Raw genomic sequence first — 20702 nt, forward strand, 5'->3', positions numbered from 1 at the left:
ATGAGACACCTGGTCTGCTGGCGACCAGCCAAATGGCAAAGGGCGCGGCAGAGTCCTGCTCGCACATGGCCATTGCCTTGCTACCTGCAGCGCTGGATCGCCTCCTCACAGGCAGGGATAAACCGTCAACCGGTGACAGCCTGCTGGCCGTGCAGCGAGGCCCGGTCGGCAGCGGCACGGCCGGACGCCCAGCCCTCGCTGCTGTTGATCCGCGTCGCGTGACTGGTCAGGTCGGGGAACTGTCTGTCGAACGCGTCCTGCACGGCATCACTGCGCGCGGCAAGCACGGGCAGCAGATTGATCCCGGCCGCAGATGTGGCCGCCACCTCCCGGTCCACCTCCTGCGCTTCCGCATTGAGCCGCTCACCGATGCGCGAAGCGTAGGCCGTCAGGAACGACTGGCGGAACGCGCGGATGTTGTTGCGCCCATGTCGATCCTGCCGCCCGTTGGCCTGGGTCATCGCCCTCGTGGCCTGAACGAGCAATGAGGTGAAGAGGAGCTCCACCGAGTCGAGGTCGGCCGGGAAGCCCACCACCGTGGTGAGGCCGTAGCGCTTCATCCACACCGATCGGCAACGGTTGGACTCGGCAACCACCTGTAACAGCAGCGACTTGGGAGCCTCGTATGGGTTGTCGATCCCGATCCGCCGCGTGATCGGCTCGTCCCTGCCTCCGGCCTTGGCGGCGAGCAGCGCGTGGTCGATGCTGTGCCGTGCCATCAGTTGCTGCGCCTTGGCGGTGAAGGCCTCGGCCTCCTCCGGGAAGTCCGTGGACTCGGCCTTGGCCAGCAACGCCCGTATCCGGGCAAGCATTCGCTGATCGGCATCTGTACCCGGTCCGGCGACCGCGGACCCGGATGGCGTGTTGGCGCCCGGTATCGGTCCGATACGCTCTATCGGCGGCAGGGTCTGCAGGAAATAGAGCAGGTCAAGCAGATGATCGATCGCGACGGCGCGATCCAGCTCCTGCTGTTTTGCCCACGCACCCACATAGTGGTCGTCGTGATCCCACCAGACTTCCGCGCCCAGCGTGACCAGCTGGGCCTGCCATCTCGGGTCGACGGTCGGTGCCGCGTAGACACGCATCTGCGCGGCGATGGCGTCCACCGTCAGGCGACCGTGGCGGACAGTGAGCTCGCGGCGAGCCAACCGCACCAACTCGGCCGGTTGCCAGCCACGTTCCCAGGTTTGCCTGATACTGCGCAGCAGTGCCGTAAACAGCGCGCGGTTCACCACCTGGACACCGGTCGCATCGACGGCCCCCTCGGCCAACGAAGCTCGGAGGCGTACGAAGTCAGACTCGCGCTTGTGGTGCCGGGCATGCAGCGCATCCGAGATGATCTCTTCGGCGAGGCGGAGCTGAAACGGGATGCCGGCGGTCGCGCCGAAGAGCCCGAATGGATCGCCTTGGCCTGAAGCGTCAGCCGATCTGCGACGCTGCTGCGCCTGTGCCGCCCTGCGTTTGGCCTTGTGGCGGTCACGACTGTTCTTGCCCATGGCAATCTCCCCGAGACGATGCAAACGCCAGAGTCTATCGATTACTCGGTGACACTGTGGTCATCTCGGATGGAAGGGAGTGTCGGCTGTCGTCGATCTTCACGCCTCCCCATAATGGCACGGTGAACGACGACGAACTTCTCGCCCAAGTCCGGCAGTTGCGTGAGCGGGGCTGTGCGCCCAAACAGATTGCCAAGGCGCTGAGACTGCGCCCATCCGCCGTAGCCCCGCTCGTGCGCCAGATAGCCGAGCTTGAGCAGAAGAAGTCTGAGCCGTCCGAGCGTGCTTTGCTGGGCTGCTGGGTCAATCCCGGTTGGAGCTGCGGTCTCGGCTTGACCGATGCGCCTCAATGGGCAGCAGCGGATCCGGTCGGCGCCACGGACCCGGACACAGGGGGCTTGGCCGCCGTCCTCATCGCACGACAGGAGCGCGCCAGTCGAGTCACCGTGTGCGGCTTCCTCATCGATGTGTACTGCCTGGGCGTCAAGAACGTCGTCGGACCAGAGCCCATGGGCGCGGGCTCCGTGGACGCCTACCGCCGCGCCTTCTTCGAGGCGTACGACGCGGCGCCCATCACCATCCCGGTCGAGCTGGCACAGCATCTCGTGCACGGTGCGGTCGCCTATGCCCGGGGCCTCGGATTCGAACCGCCCGCCGACTTCGCCACGGCCGCCTCGTACCTCGGCACTCCGTCAGAGCCCACCCCGATCGACTTCGGCCGCGAGGGCAAGCCGTATTACATCTCCGGCCCCTACGACAACCCACGGGCTGTCCTCGAGACCCTGCGATCCTCCGTCGGCGACGGAAACTACCACTACCTCACTCATCTATGAGCCCGGCGACCGACCCAACCACCTCATCTGCGGAACACAGGGGCTGGCATGGCGGCCGCTGGCGAAGCTCGGCGAGCAGCGTGGGTGGGGTTGGTTTCGCGTGTGCCGGGCTTCGGATGTCACCGTGGGGTTCGCGGGGCTCGGCCCCGCGGCTGGCATGGTGGCTGCTGGCGAAGCCGAGCGAAGCTCGGCGAGCAGCGTGCACCTCATCCAAGTTCTTTCGAACCCTGATCATGAAGCGCTGAATCTTCTAGGTGTCCGCCTAAATGGCTAACGCATGGCAAAGGCCAGCGCGCACCCGCGCCATCGTTTGAGCGCTCAATGCTCCGACATCCCGTTTCAGCTCATCCCGGTAGAGCTTGACGATATCGTCACAAAGAACTCGGCCGACAAGCGGATCGTCTTTGGATAGATCGACAACACTTGGGATTTCCGGTTTTAGGCTCGTGGTGATACGAGCGGCAAGGCAGTCGTCAAGCTTCGTATTCCGAGCGTTGTTGCTGACGATGACAAACGGTTTGTCCCCGAAGCCTTCACCCAGATCGGCCATATACACGCGGCCACGAGCAGGAGTGATCACCTATGCCTCCGCCGGCGAAGCGCAGTGTCAAACGCCTCGTCTTCTTCATCGCGAGAAGCCGCCAGGTGTTCGTAATCGCGTAGCGCTACTTCGTCGCCTAGTTTTGCCAGCGCGAGGCCAATGAGCGCATGAAGGGTTGCTGCTTCTGACCGAGTGGCTTCAGGGCCTCGTAACCGCACAAGGGCTTCGTTCCATGAGGTCCCAGCTTCACGGGCTAATTCGATCAGCTCGAGCTCGGCTGGAGTCAGGGTTACTGACTTCCTCGGGCTAAGGGTGTCCGCCATGCAGCAAACTTTACATCAAATTCTGCTGCATAGCCAGCTGCGGTCCGCGCTCCTAGCGTGGCCTATCGGTAGGGCGGCATGTCTGGCTATACGGCGCCGCGCAGGAATCCGGATTCGTGCTGAGTGGCGGGACCGCGACGCTCCTTGCTTGTGCTCCTTTTAGATGGTCGGTGAATTCGGTGGTGCAGAGGCAGCGCGCCGTCTCCTACAGGGCCGGAACGCGTCGGACGGCTTCACACGCTCTGGGAGCGCCGCCGGCTGGAGATGAGCGCGGAAGCCCATGCGCTGCTTCCGTGGTACCGGGATCTGTTCACGGAAACGCAGCTCGACGTCGCCGAAAAGCGGCTGCGGGAGCATCGGTTCGACGTCGATACCTTCTTGGCGCAAGCTGACCAGAAATGGTTGGAGTGGGCGAAGCGCGATGAGCACGAGGCGCCATAGCGTTCATTTCACGGCCCAACTGGGTGCGTCCATTGCCAATTATGATTGGTTCGAGCCGCAGCGCACCCTATTGGAGAGCTTTCGAATCTGTGTGCACCGCCGTTCACGTGGGGTCCGCAGGGCTCGGCCCGCGGCTGGCATGGTGGCCCACGGCGAAATTGACCGAACGTCAATGAGCAGGGTCGGCGGGCTCGTGCGGGAGGGGGGACTTGAACCCCCACGCCCGAAGGCACCAGATCCTAAGTCTGGCGCGTCTGCCATTCCGCCACTCCCGCGCACGCAAGGCGCAAGTCTACGGCATGTGGTCGGCTAGTCGATGCCGAGATCGCGCCGGAGCTTCGCGACGTGGCCGGTGGCCTTGACGTTGTAGAGGGCCCGCTCGATGATGCCATCCTCATCGATGATGAAGGTGGAGCGGATGACGCCCATGACGGTCTTGCCATAGTTTTTCTTCTCGCCGTAGGCATCGTAGGCCTTCAGCACGCTCTTGTCCTCGTCGGAGACGAGCGGGAACGTGATGGCGTCGCGCTCCACGAACTTGGCCAGCTTGGCCGGGGTGTCGGGGGAGATGCCCACGACCTGGTATCCGTGAGCGCTCAGCGACGCGAGCGAGTCGCGAAAGTCGCACGCCTGGGTGGTGCACCCGGGCGTCATGGCCGCCGGGTAGGCGTAGAACACGACCTTACGCCCGCGGAGGTCGGCCAGGCTGAGCGTCTTGCCGTCGACGGTCGGCAGCTCCCACTCCGGTGCTTTCATCCCAGGTTCGAGGCGCATGCCAGGTACCCTATCAACCTCTTGTTGCAACTTATGTGCAACAAGCGTCATGATGATGCCGTGGACCTCGCCATGCACATCAGCAACGGAATCATCAACGGCCCCGTGTCCCTGGCTTACGCGGCCATAGCGGTCATTCTGCTCGCTTTATCCATCAACCGGGCGCGACAGGACCTCTCCGACCGCCTCGCGCCCATGGCAGGCCTGGTCGCCGCCTTCATCTTCGCCGCGCAGATGCTCAACTTCCCCGTGCTTCCTGGCGTGAGCGGGCACCTGCTCGGCGGCGCCCTCGCGGCCACCCTCGTCGGGCCGTGGGTGGGGGCGCTGTGCGTCTCGGTCGTGCTGGTCGTGCAGGCTTTGATCTTCGCCGACGGAGGATTGTCAGCCCTCGGGCTTAACATCGCCAACATGGCTCTGCTCGGCACGGCGGTGGGCTACCTCGTCGTGGTTGGACTGATGAAGTTGTTGCCCCGCAACGCATCCGGCGTGGGCACGGCCGTCTTCGTGGCGTCCGTGGTCAGCGTCATCCTGGCCTCGCAGGGCTTCGTCCTGCAGTACTACCTGGGCGGCGACGTGGCCCTGACGGTGGGCTATGGCGAGATCTCCGCCGCGCTGGCCGGGGTTCATGCGCTGATCGGCATCGGCGAGGGCGTGATCGCGGCGATCACCGTCACGACCGTGGCCAAGGTGCGGCCCGACCTGGTCTACGCGCTGCGTGGGCAGCGCCTGACCACTGCCGTGACGGCCAGCCCTCGCCGGCTCGTGCTCGTGGGCATCTTCGCGGCGCTCGTGCTCGCGGGCGGGGTGAGCTATTTCGCGTCCAGTGCGCCCGACGGCCTCGACGCCACGACCCTGAAGGGCTGCACGGTCGACGAGGCCACCGGCGAGATCACGGGCGGGCAGTGCATCGCGCAGACCGCCAAGGAGCACGAGCTCGCCGGCAGCTGGCTGGGCGACTACGGGATCAGCGGCATCGAGGGCACGACCGGCGTCGCGGGGGTGATCGGCGTCGTCATCACCTTCGCCATCGGGTTGGCCATTTTCTGGGGGGCGCGCCGCCGGCGCGCACGCGGCGAGTCCGCACCATCGACATCCGAGACTCGAGTCTGAGATGGGCGCAGGCCACGCACACGCCATGTATGTGCACCAGCATTCGCCGGTGCACCACCTCGCTCCCGAGGTGAAGATCGTCGTGGCGCTGGCCTTCACCATCACCGTGGTCGCGACACCACGCGAGGCGGTCGTGGCCTTCGGGGGCTACGCGCTGATGGTGCTCGCCCTGGCGGTCGTGGCCCGGGTCCCGGCCGCCTGGCTGGCCAAGCGCAGCCTGATCGAGCTGCCGTTCGTGGCCACCGCGCTGCTCCTGCCGTTCTTCGCGTCCGGGCCGCGGGTCGACCTCCTGGGCCTGTCCCTGTCCGTCGACGGGCTGTGGGGCGGGTGGAACATCCTGGTCAAGGGCACGCTCGGCGTGCTTATCGCACTGCTGCTCGCCGCGACCACCTCCGCCCGCGACCTGCTCGTCGGGCTCGACCGATTACGCGCGCCGCAGGCGATGACGCAGATCGCGATGTTCATGCTGCGCTACCTCGAAGTGCTCGCCGACGAGGCCCGCCGCATGCGCATCGCCCGCGTGTCGCGCTTGGACGATCCACGCTTCCTGTGGCAGATCAAGGGGTTCGCCAGCGGGCTGGGCACGCTCTTCCTCCGTGCGTTCGAGCGCGGTGAGCGGGTCTATCTCGCCATGCAATCCCGCGGCTACACCGGCCGGCTGCCGGCCGCATTGCACGCCGACAGCACCGCAACCGCCAGGCAGTGGGCCGCCGGCGCCGCCATCCCCTTGGTCGCCGTCGTGGTCCTGCTCCTTTTTGGAGGGTACCCATGGAAGCCCTGAGGATCGAAAGCCTAAGATATTCCTATCCGGACGGGCACCAGGCCCTGCACGGCGTCGATCTGCGGATCGGGGCCGGCGAGAGGGTCGCCCTACTGGGGCCCAATGGCGCGGGCAAGACCACCCTCGTCTTGCACCTCAACGGGATCCTTCCCGCGCCGCGAATGCCGGGAGCTGCCGGCTCGGTCACGGTCGGCGAACAGCGCATCGATCCCGCCGACCGGGCCGGGTTGACCGAGATCAGGCGGCGGGTCGGCATCGTGTTCCAGGACCCGGACGACCAGTTGTTCCTGCCCACTGTCGCCGAGGATGTGGCGTTCGGCCCGGCCAACCTGGGCCTGCGCGGCGACGCGCTGCACGCCCGCGTCGACGAGGCGCTCGCGGCCGTGGGCATGCTCGACCACAAGGGCCGCGCGCCGCACCACCTGTCGCTGGGCCAGCGGCGCCGGGTCGCGGTCGCCACCGTGCTCGCGATGCGCCCCGAACTGCTCGTGCTCGACGAGCCATCGTCCAATCTGGACCCACAGGCGCGCCGCGAACTGGCCGAGATCCTGCTCAGTCTCACCGAAAGCGGTCTCGCCGAGCGTGGCCTGACCGAGCGTGGCCTGACCGAGCGCGGCCTCCTTGCTGAAAGCGGCCTGACCGAGCGCGGCCTGACCGAAAGCGGCCAAGCATCCGCGCCCGTCACCATGCTGATGGTCACCCATGACCTGCCATACGCGCTGCAGCTTTGCGAGCGCGCCGTCATCCTCGACGAGGGCCGCATTGTCGCCGACGGCCCGACCGGCGAGCTGCTCGCCGACGCCGACCTGCTGGCGCGTCACCGTTTGGAGCTCCCGTTCGGCTTCTCGCCCCACGTCACCACCATGCCCTGACTGACGTGGCAGGCGAGTCAGGAGCGGCGAGCGGGTTCGCGGGCGGGGGTGAGGGAAGCCGGCGCGCCGGTTACGCGGATTTCCTGCTCGACGGTCCTGATGAGGCGTGAGGCGGCGAACCAGGTTTGGGCCTTGCCGTAGTAAACGTCCGCGGGGCGGTCGTCACGTCGCGCGACGACGAACCAGGGCAGGAACAGCCGGATGACCAGCACGAGCGGGATCACGGCCAGCACCACGAACCGTTGGGCGATGAGCAGGACGAGCAGCACGACGAGCACCAGCACGCCCAGGTAGGTGAGCAACGCGCCGAGGAAGTTATGGCCGAACATGTCGGTCAGCAGCGAGGGCTCAGAACCGTTGCGCGACGCCCGCTTCGGGGGCATGCGAGACGGCCGCCACGGTAGCCAGCGCCGGTTGACGGTCCAATCCTGCTGGTTGTTGCCGTACTGAACGCGCACAAGCCAAGTCTGCCACCATTCTTCGAGAAGGTCAGCTGATGGCCGGTCGTCGTCCGAAAGTTTCGATCCGTACGCCTCCCGCCAATTCCACGAAAGGTGGGATTCCACGCGCTTGTGCACCGCCTTTCAGCCACATGGTGCCGGAAGTTCCGGAGCACCGGCGAGAGGCGGGTCGCCCATGAGACAGCGGTTGATCGCGGCGGTCAGCGTGCTGAGCCTGTCGTGGCGAGCGGGTTGGTCCCGGCGCCCGCCGTGGCGCAACCGTCCGATGTGGTGTTTACCAGTGACTTTGAGGACGGCACCACGGGGCTGGTTCCGTCGCGGGCCCGCGACGCTCACGGCCGGCACGGCCCAGGCCCACGCCCGGCGTCTACCGCCTGCTGACGACCGGCACGGCCCAGGCCCACGCCCGGCGTCTAACGCCTGCTGACGACCGGACGCACCTCGGGCCGGCACGGCGCCGCCCATGATGTGCCTTGACCTCTAAGCAGGTCGCCAAAAGCCTGTCCGGAACGTCGACAAACCGTGGCCAGGTCACTGCCGGGATAGCCGCCGAAGCTACGGACAACACTTCTGAGCAGGTGCTCAGCGCCTCAGCCCTGCAGCAGGCGGCGATAGGCGGTCGGCGACAGCCCAACAGTGGCGGTGAAGTCGCGCACCAGGTGGGCCTGGTCGCTGTAGCCAAGCTCGGCCGCCAGCCATGCCCAATCCACATCGGACAGTGCGCGCTCCAGCGCCTCGTGTATCCGGTACCGCAGGATCACCCACTTCGGGCTGACCCCCACCCGTTCGGCGAACAGCCGCTGCAGCTGTCGCACGGTCATGCCTTGCCGCCGGGCGAACGGCGCGACCCGCAGGATGCTCCGGTCGTGGCGGATCTGGTCGACCAGCGCGATAACCCGCGCCGTCGCCGGATCGATCTGCGCGGGCGCGAGCGCCAGCAAGTATGCGTCGAGCGCGGCCACCCGGTCGGGCGCCTCCCAATCGAACTCCACCGACGGGAAAAGCTCCTCCGCCGGCACCCGAAGATTGGTCAACGGTTTTGAAGAGAACGGCTGGAAGGCGCCCGGGCGGAACTGCGCGGCAGTGACCCGGCCTCGCCCCTCGAGCTTGATCGAAAACAGGTCGAGCCCCACCCCGGCGATCTCGCCGATCCGCACGTCACCATAGATCCCGAACACCGCGTTGACCGAGGGATGCGGCACGACCTGCTGCTCGAACGGTTGCTCCAGGTCCCAGTCGATCAGCCAATAGTGCTCGATGAACGGCCGCAGCGCGGGCGCGGGCAGGTGCCGCCGGAAGTCGACGCGCGCCATCATGCCCGCGGGATCGACGATCCCCCTGGTGTCCTGGCGCGGTCGCATTTCTTCAAGCTATCGCGACCCCCCGACAATACCGTTGCGCCCATGACGACCAGCACAAGCCGCCTGCTGCACCAGGCGGCCACCGCCGGGGTGCCGATTGTGCAGGGCATCGACGAAAGCCAGTTCGATCGGGGGACGCCCTGCGCCGAGTTCACTGTCCGCGAGCTGATCAACCACCTGTTCCACGTGATCATCGGCTTCCAGTCGCTCGCGGTCAAGCAGACCTTCGACTTCAGCACGACGCCCGGCTACGTGCGGGCCGGCGACTGGCGTGCCCGCTTCGAGCACGAAACGGCGATCCTCGTGAAGGCGTGGGCCGAACCGTCCGCATTGGACGGTGTGTCGCCCGGCATGGGGCTGCCGCAGGAAACCGTCGGCGCCCTGGCAGTGCTCGACCTCACCATTCACGTCTGGGACCTGGCCCGCGCCACGGACCGCGAATACGAGGCCGCACCGGAGATCACTGCCAGGCTCTCGGCGCTCGCCGAGCAGATGGGTCCGACGGCCCGTCAGTGGAAAATTCTTGCCGATGTGGTACCAGTTCCGCCCACGGCGAGCCCGTTCGAGCGCCTACTCGGTTTGACCGGCCGGGACCCTTGGTGGCGTGGCCGCTCGTAGCCGCAGCATCGCCGCGAAGCACGCCCCACCCCCGAGCACGATGACGGCCACGATGATCACGCGCGCCAACGAAGCGTCCCACGGCACGGGCGTGATCGCGCGATGGAACACAGCCGCGTTGACCATGCCCGAGAAAAGCCCGACGGCCGCCCCGCCCAGCGCGACCGCGAAGTCGCCCTCGGTGCGCACCAACGCATACACCGCGGCAGCGATCGCCGCGAGCGCGGTCACGGTGGACCACAGCTGCGCGCTGAACAACTGCCCGACGATCGCCCCGAACGTCAGGTTGCCCGCGTCCACTTCCCGCGAGACGCCATACCCCAACGCCAACGCGCTCCCGAGCATCACCAACACCGCCAACACGGGCGTGATCCGCCGCCGCACCAGCCCCAGCAACGCGACCAACCCCGCGCCCACGATCGCCAGACCCCACCACAGCCCAGCGGGCGGCGGCGGCATCCACTCCAGCACACCGTTGACGGACAGCGGCGTGGCGTCGACCCGCATCGGTACCGTCCAATCACGAATGTGCTGCGGCGTGTCGGCCCGCGGCTCCGCAACCCCGGCAGGCGGCAGCGCCCGCTGGTCATGCCACCGGTAGACCGGCTCCTGCGCGACCTTTTTCCACTCAGGAGGGACCGTCGGGTCGGCATGCGCGGGCGGATCCACGTGAGCAATCGTCACGTTCAGATATGTCGCCGGGGAGTGGATGTTTTCGTACACCCCGTCCGGCCGCACCTCCAGATATGGCTCGCCCTGGTAGCCGAGCACCTCCACATTGCGCCCGCTCCGGTTCGTCAGCTGCAGCCGCGCACCCGCCTCGATCATCTTGACTTCGAGGCCGGCCAACACTGGCGCCTGCACGATCCGCGACAGGTAGTTGGTCGCGTCCGGGGCGTCCGCCCCGTGCGCGTGCGCCGGAACCGGGGTCGACAGCACGAGCGCGATCACGACCAACACCAACCGCAGCAGCATGAGGGGAACCTAGCTCTAGCTCGTGGGCGTGGGCGCCGCACCCCCGGCTTCATTGACTGCTGCCACTATAGCCGCCGCGTTCGCCTGGACCTTCTTGCCATTGACAAACACCGTGGGGGTACCGGTCACGCCCGCCGCCCCCGCGTCGTCGGACACCTTCTTGGCCCAAGTCACGTATCGCTTGTCCTTCACGCACTGGCTGAACTCCTCGGTGAGCCCGGCCTGCAGCCCCAAGCTGATCAGCTGCGCGTCGTCGGGCCCCGCCGACCCCTCGGCCGGCTGGTTGGTGAACAGCGCGTCCACGTATTCGGTGAACCTGCCGCCGTCCGCCGCGCACCCGGACGCGGCCGACGAGCGCGTCGAATACCGGTTTGTCGAGAAGCGGTCCAGATAGGCGACCGGATGAGTCACCAGTGTGATCTTGTTTTCGCTCACCAACCGGGTCAGCTCGTCCTTGGCGTCGTCGTGGAACACCTTGCAGTAGGGGCAGATGAAGTCGATGTAGTCCTCGACCACCACCGGCCCCGACCCCGTCACGACGGCGTTGCCATCCTTGTTGGCGCCGGTCGGGACGTTAACCTTGCCGGCCTTCTGGTTGGCATACACCCCCCAGCCGATGAACCCGCCGATCACGATCACCAGCACGGCGGTCACCGACGTCCAGATGGCCCGCTTGCGCCGCTTCTCGCGGGCTAGCTGCTCCCGCACCACCCGCGCCGCGGCCCGACGATCCTCACGCTTGCTCATCATCTGTTCGCACATCCCCCTCGGGTTTATTGATCCAGCCGTCGAGGGAGAAACGGCTGACCGGGTACAGCATCAAAAATATAGCCATGGCCAGGAACCCGATGTCACGCAGGATCTCCGGCAGATAATTCGGTGTCACGCCGGGCGGCAGGTGCCCGCCCTTGCTGAAGCAGCCGCAGTCGATGTTCAGGCCGCGCGCCCAGGCCGACGTGATGCCCGCGATGAACGCGACCATCGTGAGCGCGCTGATCAGCGCCGTGACGCGGGTGGCCAGTCCAATCAGGAGCAATGCTCCCAGCATGAGCTCGAAGAACGGCTGGATCGCGCCGACGGTCATGGCCACGTTGGTGGGCATGAGCTCGTAGGCCACGACGGCCCGGCCCGACGCGGGCAGGTCGGTAACCTTCAGCGCGCCCGCCACGATGAACACGCCCGCGAGCCCCAAGCGCACGAGCAAACCGATCCAAGGCAAGAAACGCTTCATATTCATCTCCGCAGCGGTTCGGGCCGGATCGCTGCGCGCCCGGCCCGGACCGCGCCAAAATCACGGCTTCGCCTGAACGGAGTCAAAACCTTTCTTCTCCGCAGCGGTTCGGGCCGGATCGCTGCGCGCCCGGTCCGGACCGCGCCAAAGTCACGGCTTCGCCTGAACGGAGTCCAACCCATGGCTATGCCGCCAAGGCTGTAACGACGTCGGCGACCAGATCGGCACGGGCGCGGGCGACCCTCGATCGGATGGTGCCGACGGGCACCTCAAGCACGGCTGCGGCCTGCTCGTAGGTGAGCCCCAGCAGCTGGGTGAGCACGAACGCCTCACGCCGCTCGGGCGACAACTTCTGCAGCAGCGCGTGCGCGCTGATCCGGTCTGCATGATCGGGATGGGCTTCGTCGACGTTCAGCGACAGCCGTTTTTCCAACCGCCTGCGGCGGCCGGAAGCACGCAGGTGGTCGGCACATGCCCGCCGCGCGATGCCCAGCAGCCAGGTGCGCGCGCTGGACCGGGCCTCGAACCGGGGCAGCGCCCGGAACGCCCGCAGATAGGTCTCCTGCGTGAGATCGTCTGCGTTGGATGTGTCGATGAGCGCGGCCACGAACCGCCACACCTCGGCCTGGGTCGCCCGCACGAAGGCCGCCTGCGCCAGGGGATCGCCGGACCGGGCGGCGATGGCCCATTCGGTCGCGGCGTCCAGACTCACGTGGCAAACATTACCGTGGGAACTTTCCTCGGCTTAGGCACGACTACCCGGTCATGCGCGCAACCTGTGATGATTTTCGCGTCGCGCTGTCGGCCCGGCTCGACGGCGAACAGACCGGCATCCCCGCCCCTCGAATCGACGCGCATCTGTCCGAGTGCGCGGCGTGCCGGGGGTGGCTGGCCGCCGCCCAGGACGTGACCCGTGCCGTGCGGCTGCAATCGGTCGACGTGCCCGACCTCACGGCTCCCATCCTCGCGGCGATTCCACGGCCTCATAAGACAGAGCGCAGGCGCATCCTGCAGATCGCGCTCGGCCTCAGCGCCGCACTGCAGCTGATCCTCGCGATCCCGGTGCTGCTCGGTGTGCAAGACGTGGGTCACGTCACGCGCGAGGCAGCGTCGTTCGACATCGCGCTCGCGGTCGGGTTCGCTTTGGCCGCCCGGTGGCCCGAGCGCGCCCGCGCATACCTGCCCGTGGCGTTCGTGCTCGCCGGGTGCCTGACGCTGACCAGCGCGTTCGATATCGCCGACGGGGTGACCAAGCTCGCGCACGAGGTGGGCCACGTCGCCGCGCTCGCCCAGGCGGGCCTGCTGTGGGCGCTGAGCCGGATCGCGCCGATGCGGGTGGCCCACTCATGAGGAGGTTCCTTCCCCTACTCATCGGCGCGATGGTCCTGCTTCCTGCGGCCCCGGCGCAGGCCCACGCCGCGCTCGTCAAGACCAACCCGGTGCAGGGCACGACCATCCAGGTGGCGCCGAAGCAGGTCGAGCTCACATTCAGCGAGGCGATCACACCGGTCAACGACAAGATCCGGATCATCGGGCCGGACGGCAAGCGGGCGGACTCCGGCACGCCCCAGGTCGAGGGCGCGATCCTGCGCATCGGGCTCAAGGACAACCCGCCCCGCGGGACCTATCTGGTGAGCTTCCGCGTCATCTCGGCCGACAGCCATCCCGTGCCGGGCGGGTTCACGTTTTCGATCGGGGAGCCGTCGGCCACGCCCACGCAGGAGGCTTCCGAAGAGGACGACACGACCATCACCTGGCTCATCGGTATCGCCAAATATGTGGGCTACGCGGGGCTCGTGCTTCTGGTCGGCGCGGTCTTGGTGCTCACCCTGCTGTGGCCGGCGCGGCTGGACCGGGCGGGCCCGAAACGCTTGCTGTGGCTGGGTTTCGGCCTCGTGACGCTGTCGACCGTCGGGTCGCTTGCGCTGCAAGGGCCGTACACAGGACTGGGTTTTGAAGAGGTCATGGCAAGTCCCTTCGGCATCGCGCTGCTGGTGCGCCTCGGTGTTCTGGCCGTGGCGGCGATCCTGCTGCGCCCGCTGATCAACGGCACGGGCGGCATCGTCGATCGCGTCCTGGTGCTCGGCCTGGCCGTGATCGGGGCGGTCACCTGGCCGCTCGCCGGTCATCCGGCCGGTTCACCGGTACCCCCTGTGTCGATCGTTGTCGATGCGCTTCACCTGGCGGGCGTCGCCGCATGGCTCGGCGGCCTGGCCATGCTCGCGCTGTTCCTGCTGCGCAAGGCCACGGAGACGGAGCTGCACGCGATCCTGCCCGTCTGGTCGCGGTGGGCCGGGCTCGCCGTGTCGACCGTCCTGCTCGCGGGCGTCATCTCGGCGCTGATCGAAGTCGGCACGGTGACCGCGCTCTACAAGACCACCTACGGGCGCTATCTGCTGGTGAAGCTCGCACTCGTCGCGTTGGTGATGGGTGCGGCGATGCTCGCCCGGCGCGCCGTGTCGCAGCACCGCACGACCATCGGGCCCCTGGTCAAAACCGAGCTCGCGATCGCGGCCGTGGTGCTGGGACTGACCGCCGCGCTCACCCAGACCACGCCCGCCCGCACGGCCGAGGCGATCGCACAGGCCCCGGCCATCGGGCAGGGTCAGATCTTCGCGACCACGCTCGAATCCAACCTGTTCCGGCTCCAGATCGAGGTGGATCCGGCCAAGCGCGGCAACAACCTGATCCACCTTTACGCATACACCCCAGAGGGTCAGCCCCTAAAGGTCGTCGAGTGGAAGGCGACCGTGGCGCTGCCCAGCGCGGGCGTCGAGCCGGTCGACGTGCCGATGCTCAGGCTCACCGACAGCCACGCCACCGGCTCGACCAGCATTCCGACGGCCGGCGACTGGGTGTTCAAGTTCACACTGCGCACCACCGAGATCGATCAGGACTCGGTGACCACGACCATAAAGATCAAGTAATGGGAGAGATCAAGTGAAACGACTGCTGACGGTCGCCGCCGCCACGCTGGCGATCCTCGCCATCGCCGCCCCCGCGTCCGCGCACGTGACGGTCAACCCGAGGGAGGCGACCGGCGGCGGGTATGCCCGGGTCGCGTTCCGCGTGCCGAACGAGTCCGACACCGAGAGCACCACCAAGCTTGAGGTGCACCTGCCCGAAAACGCGCCGCTGGCCTCGGTTTCGACCATGCCCGTTCCGGGTTGGACGGTGGCCGTGAGCAAGCGCAAGCTCAGCCAGCCGGTCGACAACCACGGTACGCAGATCACCGAGGTGGTCTCGGTGATCACGTGGACGGCGGCGGAGGGCGCGGCCATCAAGCCCGGCGAGTTCCAGGAATTCCCGGTGTCCATGGGACGCATCCCCGACAACGTCAATCAGTTGGTGTTCAAGGCTTTGCAGACCTACTCCGACGGCACGGTGGTGCGCTGGATCGAGGAGCCCAAGGAGGGCGTCGAGCTCGAACACCCGGCGCCGGTGCTGAAGGTGGCCAAGGCAGCCGCGACCACCGCACCCGTTGCCACGGAAGAAAAAAGCACCGACATTCTCGGTTGGTCGGCACTCGGATTGGCGATCGTGGGACTGCTGCTCGCCGGGTTCGCGCTGACGCGTTCCCGACGGGAGTCCGCGTAGCCGCATCCGCACCTGTTCGGGCGCGTTGTCCAGGTTGGACCCACGTAACTTTGGGGAAGGCCTGGGCATGCGCGTCTTACGGGTTTCAATCGGCATGGTGACACTTTTGCTCGCCGTCCCGATATTGCTGGCCGGGGCATTGGCTTGGTGGGCGATGCAGCACCGCAGCCCGGACGGCGCCTTCCACGCCGACCTCGCGCCGATCGAGTCCGCGTCACGAATCGTTGTCGTGCCCGACATTGATGCGGTGCTGCGCCGCGACGCGCCGATCGCCCGCGCCGACCAGACCACGCTGCGCGTGCGGACAGACGGCTTCATCGGCATCGCCGAACCAGGTGCCGTCGCCTCGTTCCTGGCCGGGGTCGGATACACCGAACTGCAAGGGGTGACCCTCGGCCGAGGGCCGCTTTCCCTGACATACAAACATTTTTCTGGTACCGGCGCCGCCGCGCCCGGTCCCGCCGACCGCGATTTCTGGCTCCGCCGCGGCACCGGCGAACTGAGCTGGCGACCCGCGCACGACCGGGACCGGCAGGTGGCCCTCGTGATCGTGGCCAAGCCGGGCAGCGAGCCGGTGCGCGTCGACGTGGCCGTCACAGCGGGCTGGCTCAACTCCACGGCGTGGGGACTGCTGATCCTCGGGCCGGTGCTCCTGCTGCTCGGGCTGGCCGCGCTGGCCTGGCCGCAGCGGCCGCGCGAAATCGTGTACGTCATGGACTCGGCCGCGGCCGTCCAAGCGGGACTGCCCGCGCCACCCGTGCCCATGGGTGTCCAACCCGGACTGCCGCCCGCGCCGCCGCCATCGGCCCAGTTCCCGCCGGTGAACGTCGCGTATCAACCGATCGGGCCGTACACTCCGCCGGTGCAGTCAAACCCGCCACCGGCCGAGCTACCCTGGCCTCCGGCCGAGCCCGCCGAAGAGACGTCACCCGCCAGCGACGTGCCCGACAACCGGCCCATGCCGGTCGCGGGCGTGCACCTGCACATCACGCAGCGAACCGAAGCCTCCACCCCCGACCCCCACCCCTCCAGCTGATCATGAGCTTAAGTCCATGTTCGACGGCGTGCCGCGGCATCAACTTCATGGTCAATCTCGTCTCGCCGGCAACTGGTTGAGCCGTGCGCCAAGGCCGTGTTGGCCCGCGTGTCCCGGCGAGGGCTACTGTCGGCGATGTGACACAGATTGTTGTCGTCGACGCCCCGGAGCGGAGCCGATTCGAGGCCCTCGAAGCGGGCGAGCTGGTGGGCATCTGCGATTACCACAGGTCAGACGGTGTGATCACGCTCGACCGGGTCGAGGTCGTCCCGGCGCAGCGCGGGCGCGGCATCGGCGAGCAGATCGTCCAGGCCGCGGTGACCGCCGCCCGCGCCGAAAATCTGGAGGTCATCCCGCACTGCTGGTTCGCCGCGGCCTGGCTCAGATCTCATCCGCAGCGGCCCTGACACGGCGAGTGGCCTGTCGCGGGTGGACAGGCCACTCTCACCGGGGGAACGGTGTCCTAAGGAGACGCCGGAGAGGAGACGCCGCTCCGTACCCTCAAGAGTAGGCAAATCCACCAGAATGGACAAGTATGTCTACTTTGCGCCGACTGTGGGATAATCCCGTTTTATCGGTGTCAAGAACAACAAAGCGATGCTCAGCAGGACGAGCACGTTACGCAGGATGAATGTGGTTGGCGTGTCCGTGGGGATCTGCTTCGGGCCCCAGTCCACGAGCGACACCGCACCGCCCACACTGACGAGATAGCCCACAGCAAGCGGCACGTATTGCCGCGCCGCCAGCAGGCAGGCCAGCGCGGGCACAAACCAGTACAGGTGATGCGGCCAGGTGATCGGGCTGATCAGCCCGCCGACCAGGCCGGTGAGCGCCATCGCCGCGACCCGGTCGCCCGCCGAGTTCGCCTTTGCCGCGCGCCACAGGCCGAACCCGGCCGCGGCCAGCGCGAGCACGATCCACACCACCCGGTTGGGCTGATCGGGAACGACGAGCCGGTGCAGCATCCCGAGCAGCGACTGGTTGCCCGTGTAGTCGGTGCGCCCGACCCGGGCCGTGTCCCACAGCGCACCGGTCCAGAAGTCCCACGAGGCACGCGGCGCGATGGCCGCGGCGAGCAGGGTCGCGGCCGCGGCGGTCGCCGACGAGACGATCGCCGCCCGCCACTGCCGTGTGACCAGGAAGTACACGATGAATATGCCCGGGAAGAGCTTGAGCGCCGTCGCGAGTCCAATCCCGACACCCGTCCACTTGCTCCCCTTGGCGCCGAGGATCAGGAAGTCGTACACGATCAAAATAATCAACAGCATGTTGATCTGACCGAACGAGATGCCCTCGCGCATCGACTCCAGCACCAGCACCAGCGGTACGGCGTACAGCCACCAGCGCTCCATGCCGAGCGCGCGGAAGATCCAGAACGTGGTCACGCCGGCCGCGACGATGGTCCCGAGCGTGAACAGCGCCGCGGTCACACCGAGCTTCAGGAAGCTGAACGGGAACAGCAGCAGCGCCGCGAACGGCGGGTAGGTGAAGTACAGCTTGCCCTGCAGGAAGTCGGGCTGCGCGTAGTCGTACAGATCGTTGCCCGCCGCCCACCACCGCATCGCCGATATGTAGATCTTCATGTCGAAGAAGTTGTGCCCGGCCCCGGCCAGCCGAAAGAAGACGGCCGTAGCCGCGGCGGTAATGAGAGCAAGGATCACCCACCGGCGCATGCGCGAAACAGTAGTGCAGTGAGCGCCCCCACATGCGCCCGCGTCGGATCCGTCGCCGGTCGAGGCCGCTGAGCCTGGCAAGGCTGAGGAATTCGGCCCTGCGCTCGCTGTGACGACCGCGTTGGCCGTAGGCTCGTCGCGTGGTAGATCTTTCCGCTGATGCCGCCGGCCTCGTCAATTCATCACGGTCGAAGGCGGATCTCCGCAGCGACGCCCTGGTGTGGATCGACTGCGAGATGACGGGCCTCACCCCGCGCGACGCGCTGATCGAGGTCGCGGCGCTGGTGACCGACCCCGAACTGAACATCCTGGGCGACGGCGTCGACATCGTCATCCACGCCGACGACGCCGCGCTGGACGGCATGGTGGAGGTCGTCCAGCAGATGCACGCCCGCTCGGGCCTGACCGAGGAGGTGCGCCGGTCGACCGTCACGCTCGCCGAGGCGGAGGACCGGGTGCTCGAATACATCACCCGCCACGTGCCCGACGCCAAGACCGCCCCGCTGTGCGGCAACTCCATCGCCACCGACCGCGGGTTCATCGCCCGCGACATGCCACGGCTCGACGCCTACCTGCACTACCGCATGATCGATGTCTCGTCGGTCAAGGAGCTGTGCCGCCGCTGGTATCCGCGGGTCTACTTCGGCCAGCCCGAGAAGGGCCTCGCGCACCGGGCCCTGGCCGACATCCGCGAGAGCATCCGTGAGCTCCGCTACTACCGCGAGGCCATCTTCGTGCCGCAGCCCGGGCCCGATGTCGAGGAGGCCAAGCGGATCGCGGCCCAGATGACGCTGGACTGAGGAAACCTAACCCCGTCGACAGATGGTGCCGGGGTGTGGCTATCATAGGCGAGCGGTTTCGCATGGTGGTCGTAGCTCAGCTGGTAGAGCACCGGGTTGTGGTCCCGGGTGTCGCGGGTTCAAGTCCCGTCGATCACCCTCCTTCTTCGCGCCGTCCCTCGTCGGACGGCGCTTCTTCCGGCGCTGGCACGGCCTCGCCCGGCTTCGGCTCCGCCTCGACGATCTCGCGAATGCGCCGCGCGTTGCCTTCCTCGTCGCCGCCCTGGGCGGGTGGCACCTCCTCGTCGAGGGTGTTGGGCGACTTCCAATAACGGGTCGAGGCAAACTCTTGATCCTCGCTCATGTCTCCACCATGGCAGAACCGATGAGTTTTGGTACCGGCTGCCACCCAAACGAGCATGACGACGTTCGAGGAGATCATCCAGAGCAAGGTCCGGCCGCAGCACTGAGGCAGGTCCTGGACCTGATCCTCGCCGAAACCGATGACCATCCGAAGACCCGTGCCCGCGCCCGGTGAAGCGGGCGGGCCCGGCTAGGGGCTGGCGGTCGGGGAGGGTTGGGCCGTGGGGGGCTCGTAAGGGATGGCCGAACCCTTCGCATACTCCTCGAAGGATTTGCTCCAGTCGGTCCAGCCGTCGCCGTATTTCAGCGTGGCGCCCGTGTTGCTGGTGATGACCGGGTCGCCGACGCGGGTCTGCTCGAACAGCCACCGGGCATTGTCGGTGGACATGTTGATGCAGCCGTGCGAGACGTTGCGCACGCCCTGGTGTTGCACCGACCAGGGCGCGGCGTGGATGTGCTCGCCGCTCCAGGTGGTGCGCTGCGCGAACTCGACCTCGGCCACGTATTTTTCGCGCGCGTTGGGGTCGTTGCGGGTGTCGAAGATGTCGTGCGCCTTCTTCTCGATGATCACCATCACGCCGCTGGACGACTGCCACTCGGGCTTGCCGAGGCTGACCGGGATGCGCTTGATCTCCTGCCCGTCGACCGTGACCACCATCACCTTGGGGCTGGAGTGGTCGTCGACGGTCATGATGAGCTGCCGCCCGGCGCTCACGGTCAGGGTCAGGTTGCGCTTGGCGAAGTGGCCGTCGCCGCACGGCACGCCGCCCACCCGGGCGTCCACGAAGATCTTCGTGCCCGGCTTCCAGAACTCCTTGGGCCGCCAGTGCAGCTCGCGCGGGGTGTACCAGTTCCACACGCCCTCGACCGCCGGCTCGGTGGTGACCATCATGCGGCGCTGCAGCCCGGCCCGCGCGTCCTTGGGGATGTCGCGGGTCATCTGGAAGATCAGCGGCATGGCCGTGCCGATCTGCGTGTTGTCGGACATGAAGCTCGTGACACGCACCTCGTTGCTGGGCTGGGCCATCGTGGTGAACGTGCTCTTGGCGGTCACGGCCTTGCCGTCGTCGCCGGTCGCGGTGACCGTCGCCGTGTAGGTCGCGCCGTAGGCCAGCATCTTGTCGGGCATCCAGCCCTTGCCGTCGGGGTGCATCTTGCCGGGCACGGCCTTGCCCGCCGAGTCGGTGAGCTCGAACTTGGTGTCCGTGGCCTCGCTTGACGTGTAGACGATCTCGGCCGCCGCGATGACGTCGGCCGCGCCGTCGGCCGGGCTCGTGATCGCGGCCTTGGCCTTGGGCTCCGGCTCCTTCGGCTGGCCGTCGTTGAACGATGGCTTGTCTTTTGAGCACGCGCTCAGACCGGCTACGGTGGTGGCCCCCGCCAGGCCGAGGGCGGTCAGAGTCTGCCGCCTAGTTGGCATGTCCGCTCACCATTTCA

The 20702-nt window shown here is 67.3% G+C and carries 23 protein-coding genes, 2 tRNA genes and 3 pseudogenes; 15 read left to right on the forward strand and 13 right to left on the reverse strand.

Features of this window, described 5'->3' with window-relative positions; translation table 11 throughout:
• Positions 1 to 125 precede the first annotated feature (125 nt).
• Positions 126 to 1496, reverse strand: coding sequence for a DUF2786 domain-containing protein (locus DM816_RS10255; protein ID WP_117209922.1), 1371 nt, complete (start codon positions 1494 to 1496; stop codon positions 126 to 128).
• Between the two features lie 122 nt (positions 1497 to 1618).
• Between DM816_RS10255 and DM816_RS10260 the strand changes: the two genes are divergently transcribed.
• Positions 1619 to 2329 carry a hypothetical protein gene (locus DM816_RS10260; RefSeq protein WP_117209923.1) on the forward strand — a complete coding sequence of 237 codons (711 nt, stop codon included), beginning with the start codon at positions 1619 to 1621 and terminating at the stop codon, positions 2327 to 2329.
• Between the two features lie 262 nt (positions 2330 to 2591).
• Here DM816_RS10260 and DM816_RS10265 read toward each other — a convergent pair whose 3' ends face one another.
• The gene (locus tag DM816_RS10265; protein WP_211588626.1) at positions 2592 to 2909 is read right to left on the reverse strand and encodes a type II toxin-antitoxin system PemK/MazF family toxin; all 318 of its coding nucleotides are present in this window, start codon (positions 2907 to 2909) and stop codon (positions 2592 to 2594) included.
• A gap of 548 nt (positions 2910 to 3457) precedes the next feature.
• Between DM816_RS10265 and DM816_RS43680 the strand changes: the two genes are divergently transcribed.
• Complete coding sequence (locus DM816_RS43680; protein ID WP_211588627.1) at positions 3458 to 3634, forward strand: hypothetical protein; 177 nt, start codon at positions 3458 to 3460, stop codon at positions 3632 to 3634.
• Between the two features lie 194 nt (positions 3635 to 3828).
• Here the strand turns inward: DM816_RS43680 and DM816_RS10275 are convergent.
• Positions 3829 to 3909: transfer RNA gene (locus DM816_RS10275), tRNA-Leu, on the reverse strand.
• 34 nt (positions 3910 to 3943) lie between these two features.
• Positions 3944 to 4408, reverse strand: coding sequence for a thioredoxin-dependent thiol peroxidase (gene bcp, locus DM816_RS10280; protein ID WP_117209925.1), 465 nt, complete (start codon positions 4406 to 4408; stop codon positions 3944 to 3946).
• A gap of 33 nt (positions 4409 to 4441) precedes the next feature.
• Between bcp and DM816_RS43685 the strand changes: the two are divergent.
• The 5 genes and pseudogenes from DM816_RS43685 to DM816_RS45490 form a co-directional block, all read left to right on the forward strand.
• Positions 4442 to 5134 (forward strand): annotated as a pseudogene (locus tag DM816_RS43685) (energy-coupling factor ABC transporter permease); the annotation flags it as partial.
• Positions 5135 to 5170: 36 nt separating this feature from the next.
• Positions 5171 to 5518 carry a PDGLE domain-containing protein gene (locus DM816_RS43690; protein ID WP_342768691.1) on the forward strand — a complete coding sequence of 116 codons (348 nt, stop codon included), beginning with the start codon at positions 5171 to 5173 and terminating at the stop codon, positions 5516 to 5518.
• A 1-nt stretch (position 5519) separates the two neighbouring features.
• Positions 5520 to 6299, forward strand: coding sequence for a cobalt ECF transporter T component CbiQ (cbiQ, locus tag DM816_RS10290; protein WP_117209926.1), 780 nt, complete (start codon positions 5520 to 5522; stop codon positions 6297 to 6299).
• Positions 6287 to 6859, forward strand: a pseudogene (locus tag DM816_RS45485) (energy-coupling factor ABC transporter ATP-binding protein); the annotation flags it as partial. The gene cbiQ and the pseudogene DM816_RS45485, both read left to right, overlap by 13 nt.
• A 117-nt stretch (positions 6860 to 6976) precedes the next feature.
• Positions 6977 to 7171, forward strand: a pseudogene (locus DM816_RS45490) (cobalt ABC transporter ATP-binding protein); the annotation flags it as partial.
• Positions 7172 to 7188: 17 nt separating this feature from the next.
• On the opposite strand, the gene DM816_RS10305 reads toward DM816_RS45490, so the two are convergent.
• Positions 7189 to 7629, reverse strand: a complete 441-nt coding sequence (locus tag DM816_RS10305; protein ID WP_162907314.1) for a hypothetical protein — start codon at positions 7627 to 7629, stop codon at positions 7189 to 7191.
• 593 nt (positions 7630 to 8222) lie between these two features.
• A complete protein-coding gene (locus DM816_RS10310) occupies positions 8223 to 8993 on the reverse strand; it encodes a helix-turn-helix domain-containing protein (protein WP_117209928.1) in 771 nt (256 codons plus the stop codon).
• A gap of 42 nt (positions 8994 to 9035) precedes the next feature.
• Between DM816_RS10310 and DM816_RS10315 the strand changes: the two genes are divergently transcribed.
• A complete protein-coding gene (locus DM816_RS10315) occupies positions 9036 to 9611 on the forward strand; it encodes a TIGR03086 family metal-binding protein (protein ID WP_117209929.1) in 576 nt (191 codons plus the stop codon).
• Here the strand turns inward: DM816_RS10315 and DM816_RS10320 are convergent.
• The 4 genes from DM816_RS10320 to DM816_RS10335 form a co-directional block, all read right to left on the reverse strand.
• Positions 9564 to 10586, reverse strand: coding sequence for a hypothetical protein (locus DM816_RS10320; protein WP_117209930.1), 1023 nt, complete (start codon positions 10584 to 10586; stop codon positions 9564 to 9566). The genes DM816_RS10315 and DM816_RS10320 overlap by 48 nt on opposite strands.
• A 15-nt stretch (positions 10587 to 10601) precedes the next feature.
• Positions 10602 to 11333, reverse strand: coding sequence for a DsbA family protein (locus tag DM816_RS10325; protein WP_117209931.1), 732 nt, complete (start codon positions 11331 to 11333; stop codon positions 10602 to 10604).
• The gene (locus DM816_RS10330; protein WP_117209932.1) at positions 11320 to 11823 is read right to left on the reverse strand and encodes a MauE/DoxX family redox-associated membrane protein; all 504 of its coding nucleotides are present in this window, start codon (positions 11821 to 11823) and stop codon (positions 11320 to 11322) included. Before DM816_RS10330 ends, DM816_RS10325 begins: the two co-directional genes overlap by 14 nt.
• Before the next feature lie 178 nt (positions 11824 to 12001).
• On the reverse strand, positions 12002 to 12529 hold the full coding sequence (locus DM816_RS10335; protein ID WP_246001815.1) for a sigma-70 family RNA polymerase sigma factor: 528 nt from the start codon (positions 12527 to 12529) through the stop codon (positions 12002 to 12004).
• Positions 12530 to 12582: 53 nt separating this feature from the next.
• Between DM816_RS10335 and DM816_RS10340 the strand changes: the two genes are divergently transcribed.
• The 5 genes from DM816_RS10340 to DM816_RS10360 all read left to right on the forward strand — a co-directional run bounded on the left by DM816_RS10340 (position 12583) and on the right by DM816_RS10360 (position 16857).
• Positions 12583 to 13167: a zf-HC2 domain-containing protein gene (locus DM816_RS10340; RefSeq protein ID WP_117209933.1), complete on the forward strand. Its 585-nt coding sequence runs from the start codon at positions 12583 to 12585 to the stop codon at positions 13165 to 13167.
• Entirely contained in the window at positions 13164 to 14744 is a 1581-nt protein-coding gene (locus DM816_RS10345; RefSeq protein WP_117209934.1) for a copper resistance CopC/CopD family protein, read from the forward strand. Before DM816_RS10340 ends, DM816_RS10345 begins: the two co-directional genes overlap by 4 nt.
• Positions 14745 to 14757: 13 nt before the next feature.
• Entirely contained in the window at positions 14758 to 15414 is a 657-nt protein-coding gene (locus DM816_RS10350; RefSeq protein ID WP_117209935.1) for a YcnI family protein, read from the forward strand.
• Positions 15415 to 15508: 94 nt separating this feature from the next.
• Positions 15509 to 16450 (forward strand): hypothetical protein, encoded by a 942-nt coding sequence (locus DM816_RS10355; protein ID WP_117209936.1) that lies wholly within the window; start codon positions 15509 to 15511, stop codon positions 16448 to 16450.
• Between the two features lie 137 nt (positions 16451 to 16587).
• Entirely contained in the window at positions 16588 to 16857 is a 270-nt protein-coding gene (locus DM816_RS10360) for a GNAT family N-acetyltransferase (RefSeq protein ID WP_162907316.1), read from the forward strand.
• Positions 16858 to 16989: 132 nt separating this feature from the next.
• Here the strand turns inward: DM816_RS10360 and DM816_RS10365 are convergent, their stop codons facing one another.
• The gene (locus tag DM816_RS10365) at positions 16990 to 18123 is read right to left on the reverse strand and encodes a glycosyltransferase 87 family protein (RefSeq protein ID WP_117209938.1); all 1134 of its coding nucleotides are present in this window, start codon (positions 18121 to 18123) and stop codon (positions 16990 to 16992) included.
• Between the two features lie 218 nt (positions 18124 to 18341).
• Between DM816_RS10365 and orn the strand changes: the two genes are divergently transcribed.
• Entirely contained in the window at positions 18342 to 18923 is a 582-nt protein-coding gene (gene orn, locus DM816_RS10370) for an oligoribonuclease (RefSeq protein ID WP_281274316.1), read from the forward strand.
• Positions 18924 to 18988: 65 nt separating this feature from the next.
• Positions 18989 to 19061: transfer RNA gene (locus tag DM816_RS10375), tRNA-His, on the forward strand.
• On the opposite strand, the gene DM816_RS10380 is transcribed toward DM816_RS10375, so the two are convergent.
• Positions 19057 to 19413, reverse strand: a complete 357-nt coding sequence (locus DM816_RS10380) for a hypothetical protein (RefSeq protein ID WP_117209939.1) — start codon at positions 19411 to 19413, stop codon at positions 19057 to 19059. The genes DM816_RS10375 and DM816_RS10380 overlap by 5 nt on opposite strands.
• 42 nt (positions 19414 to 19455) lie before the next feature.
• Positions 19456 to 20685: a L,D-transpeptidase gene (locus DM816_RS10385; RefSeq protein ID WP_246001816.1), complete on the reverse strand. Its 1230-nt coding sequence runs from the start codon at positions 20683 to 20685 to the stop codon at positions 19456 to 19458.
• Positions 20686 to 20702: the final 17 nt, after the last annotated feature.

The organism is Allorhizocola rhizosphaerae (assembly GCF_003426775.1).
GTDB classification, from domain to species: domain Bacteria; phylum Actinomycetota; class Actinomycetes; order Mycobacteriales; family Micromonosporaceae; genus Allorhizocola; species Allorhizocola rhizosphaerae.

Coding starts and splice junctions, on each gene's coding strand:
- DM816_RS10385 (WP_246001816.1), bottom strand. CDS start 20,685: ATGCCAACTAGGCGGCAGACTCTGACCGCCCTCGGCCTGGCGGGGGCC.
- DM816_RS10310 (WP_117209928.1), bottom strand. CDS start 8,993: ATGCGACCGCGCCAGGACACCAGGGGGATCGTCGATCCCGCGGGCATG.
- DM816_RS10325 (WP_117209931.1), bottom strand. CDS start 11,333: ATGAGCAAGCGTGAGGATCGTCGGGCCGCGGCGCGGGTGGTGCGGGAG.
- cbiQ (WP_117209926.1), top strand. CDS start 5,520: ATGGGCGCAGGCCACGCACACGCCATGTATGTGCACCAGCATTCGCCG.
- DM816_RS10320 (WP_117209930.1), bottom strand. CDS start 10,586: ATGCTGCTGCGGTTGGTGTTGGTCGTGATCGCGCTCGTGCTGTCGACC.
- DM816_RS10255 (WP_117209922.1), bottom strand. CDS start 1,496: ATGGGCAAGAACAGTCGTGACCGCCACAAGGCCAAACGCAGGGCGGCA.
- DM816_RS10340 (WP_117209933.1), top strand. CDS start 12,583: ATGCGCGCAACCTGTGATGATTTTCGCGTCGCGCTGTCGGCCCGGCTC.
- DM816_RS10365 (WP_117209938.1), bottom strand. CDS start 18,123: ATGCGCCGGTGGGTGATCCTTGCTCTCATTACCGCCGCGGCTACGGCC.
- bcp (WP_117209925.1), bottom strand. CDS start 4,408: ATGCGCCTCGAACCTGGGATGAAAGCACCGGAGTGGGAGCTGCCGACC.
- DM816_RS43680 (WP_211588627.1), top strand. CDS start 3,458: ATGAGCGCGGAAGCCCATGCGCTGCTTCCGTGGTACCGGGATCTGTTC.
- DM816_RS10345 (WP_117209934.1), top strand. CDS start 13,164: ATGAGGAGGTTCCTTCCCCTACTCATCGGCGCGATGGTCCTGCTTCCT.
- DM816_RS10330 (WP_117209932.1), bottom strand. CDS start 11,823: ATGAATATGAAGCGTTTCTTGCCTTGGATCGGTTTGCTCGTGCGCTTG.
- DM816_RS10315 (WP_117209929.1), top strand. CDS start 9,036: ATGACGACCAGCACAAGCCGCCTGCTGCACCAGGCGGCCACCGCCGGG.
- DM816_RS10380 (WP_117209939.1), bottom strand. CDS start 19,413: ATGGTCATCGGTTTCGGCGAGGATCAGGTCCAGGACCTGCCTCAGTGC.
- DM816_RS10355 (WP_117209936.1), top strand. CDS start 15,509: ATGGTGACACTTTTGCTCGCCGTCCCGATATTGCTGGCCGGGGCATTG.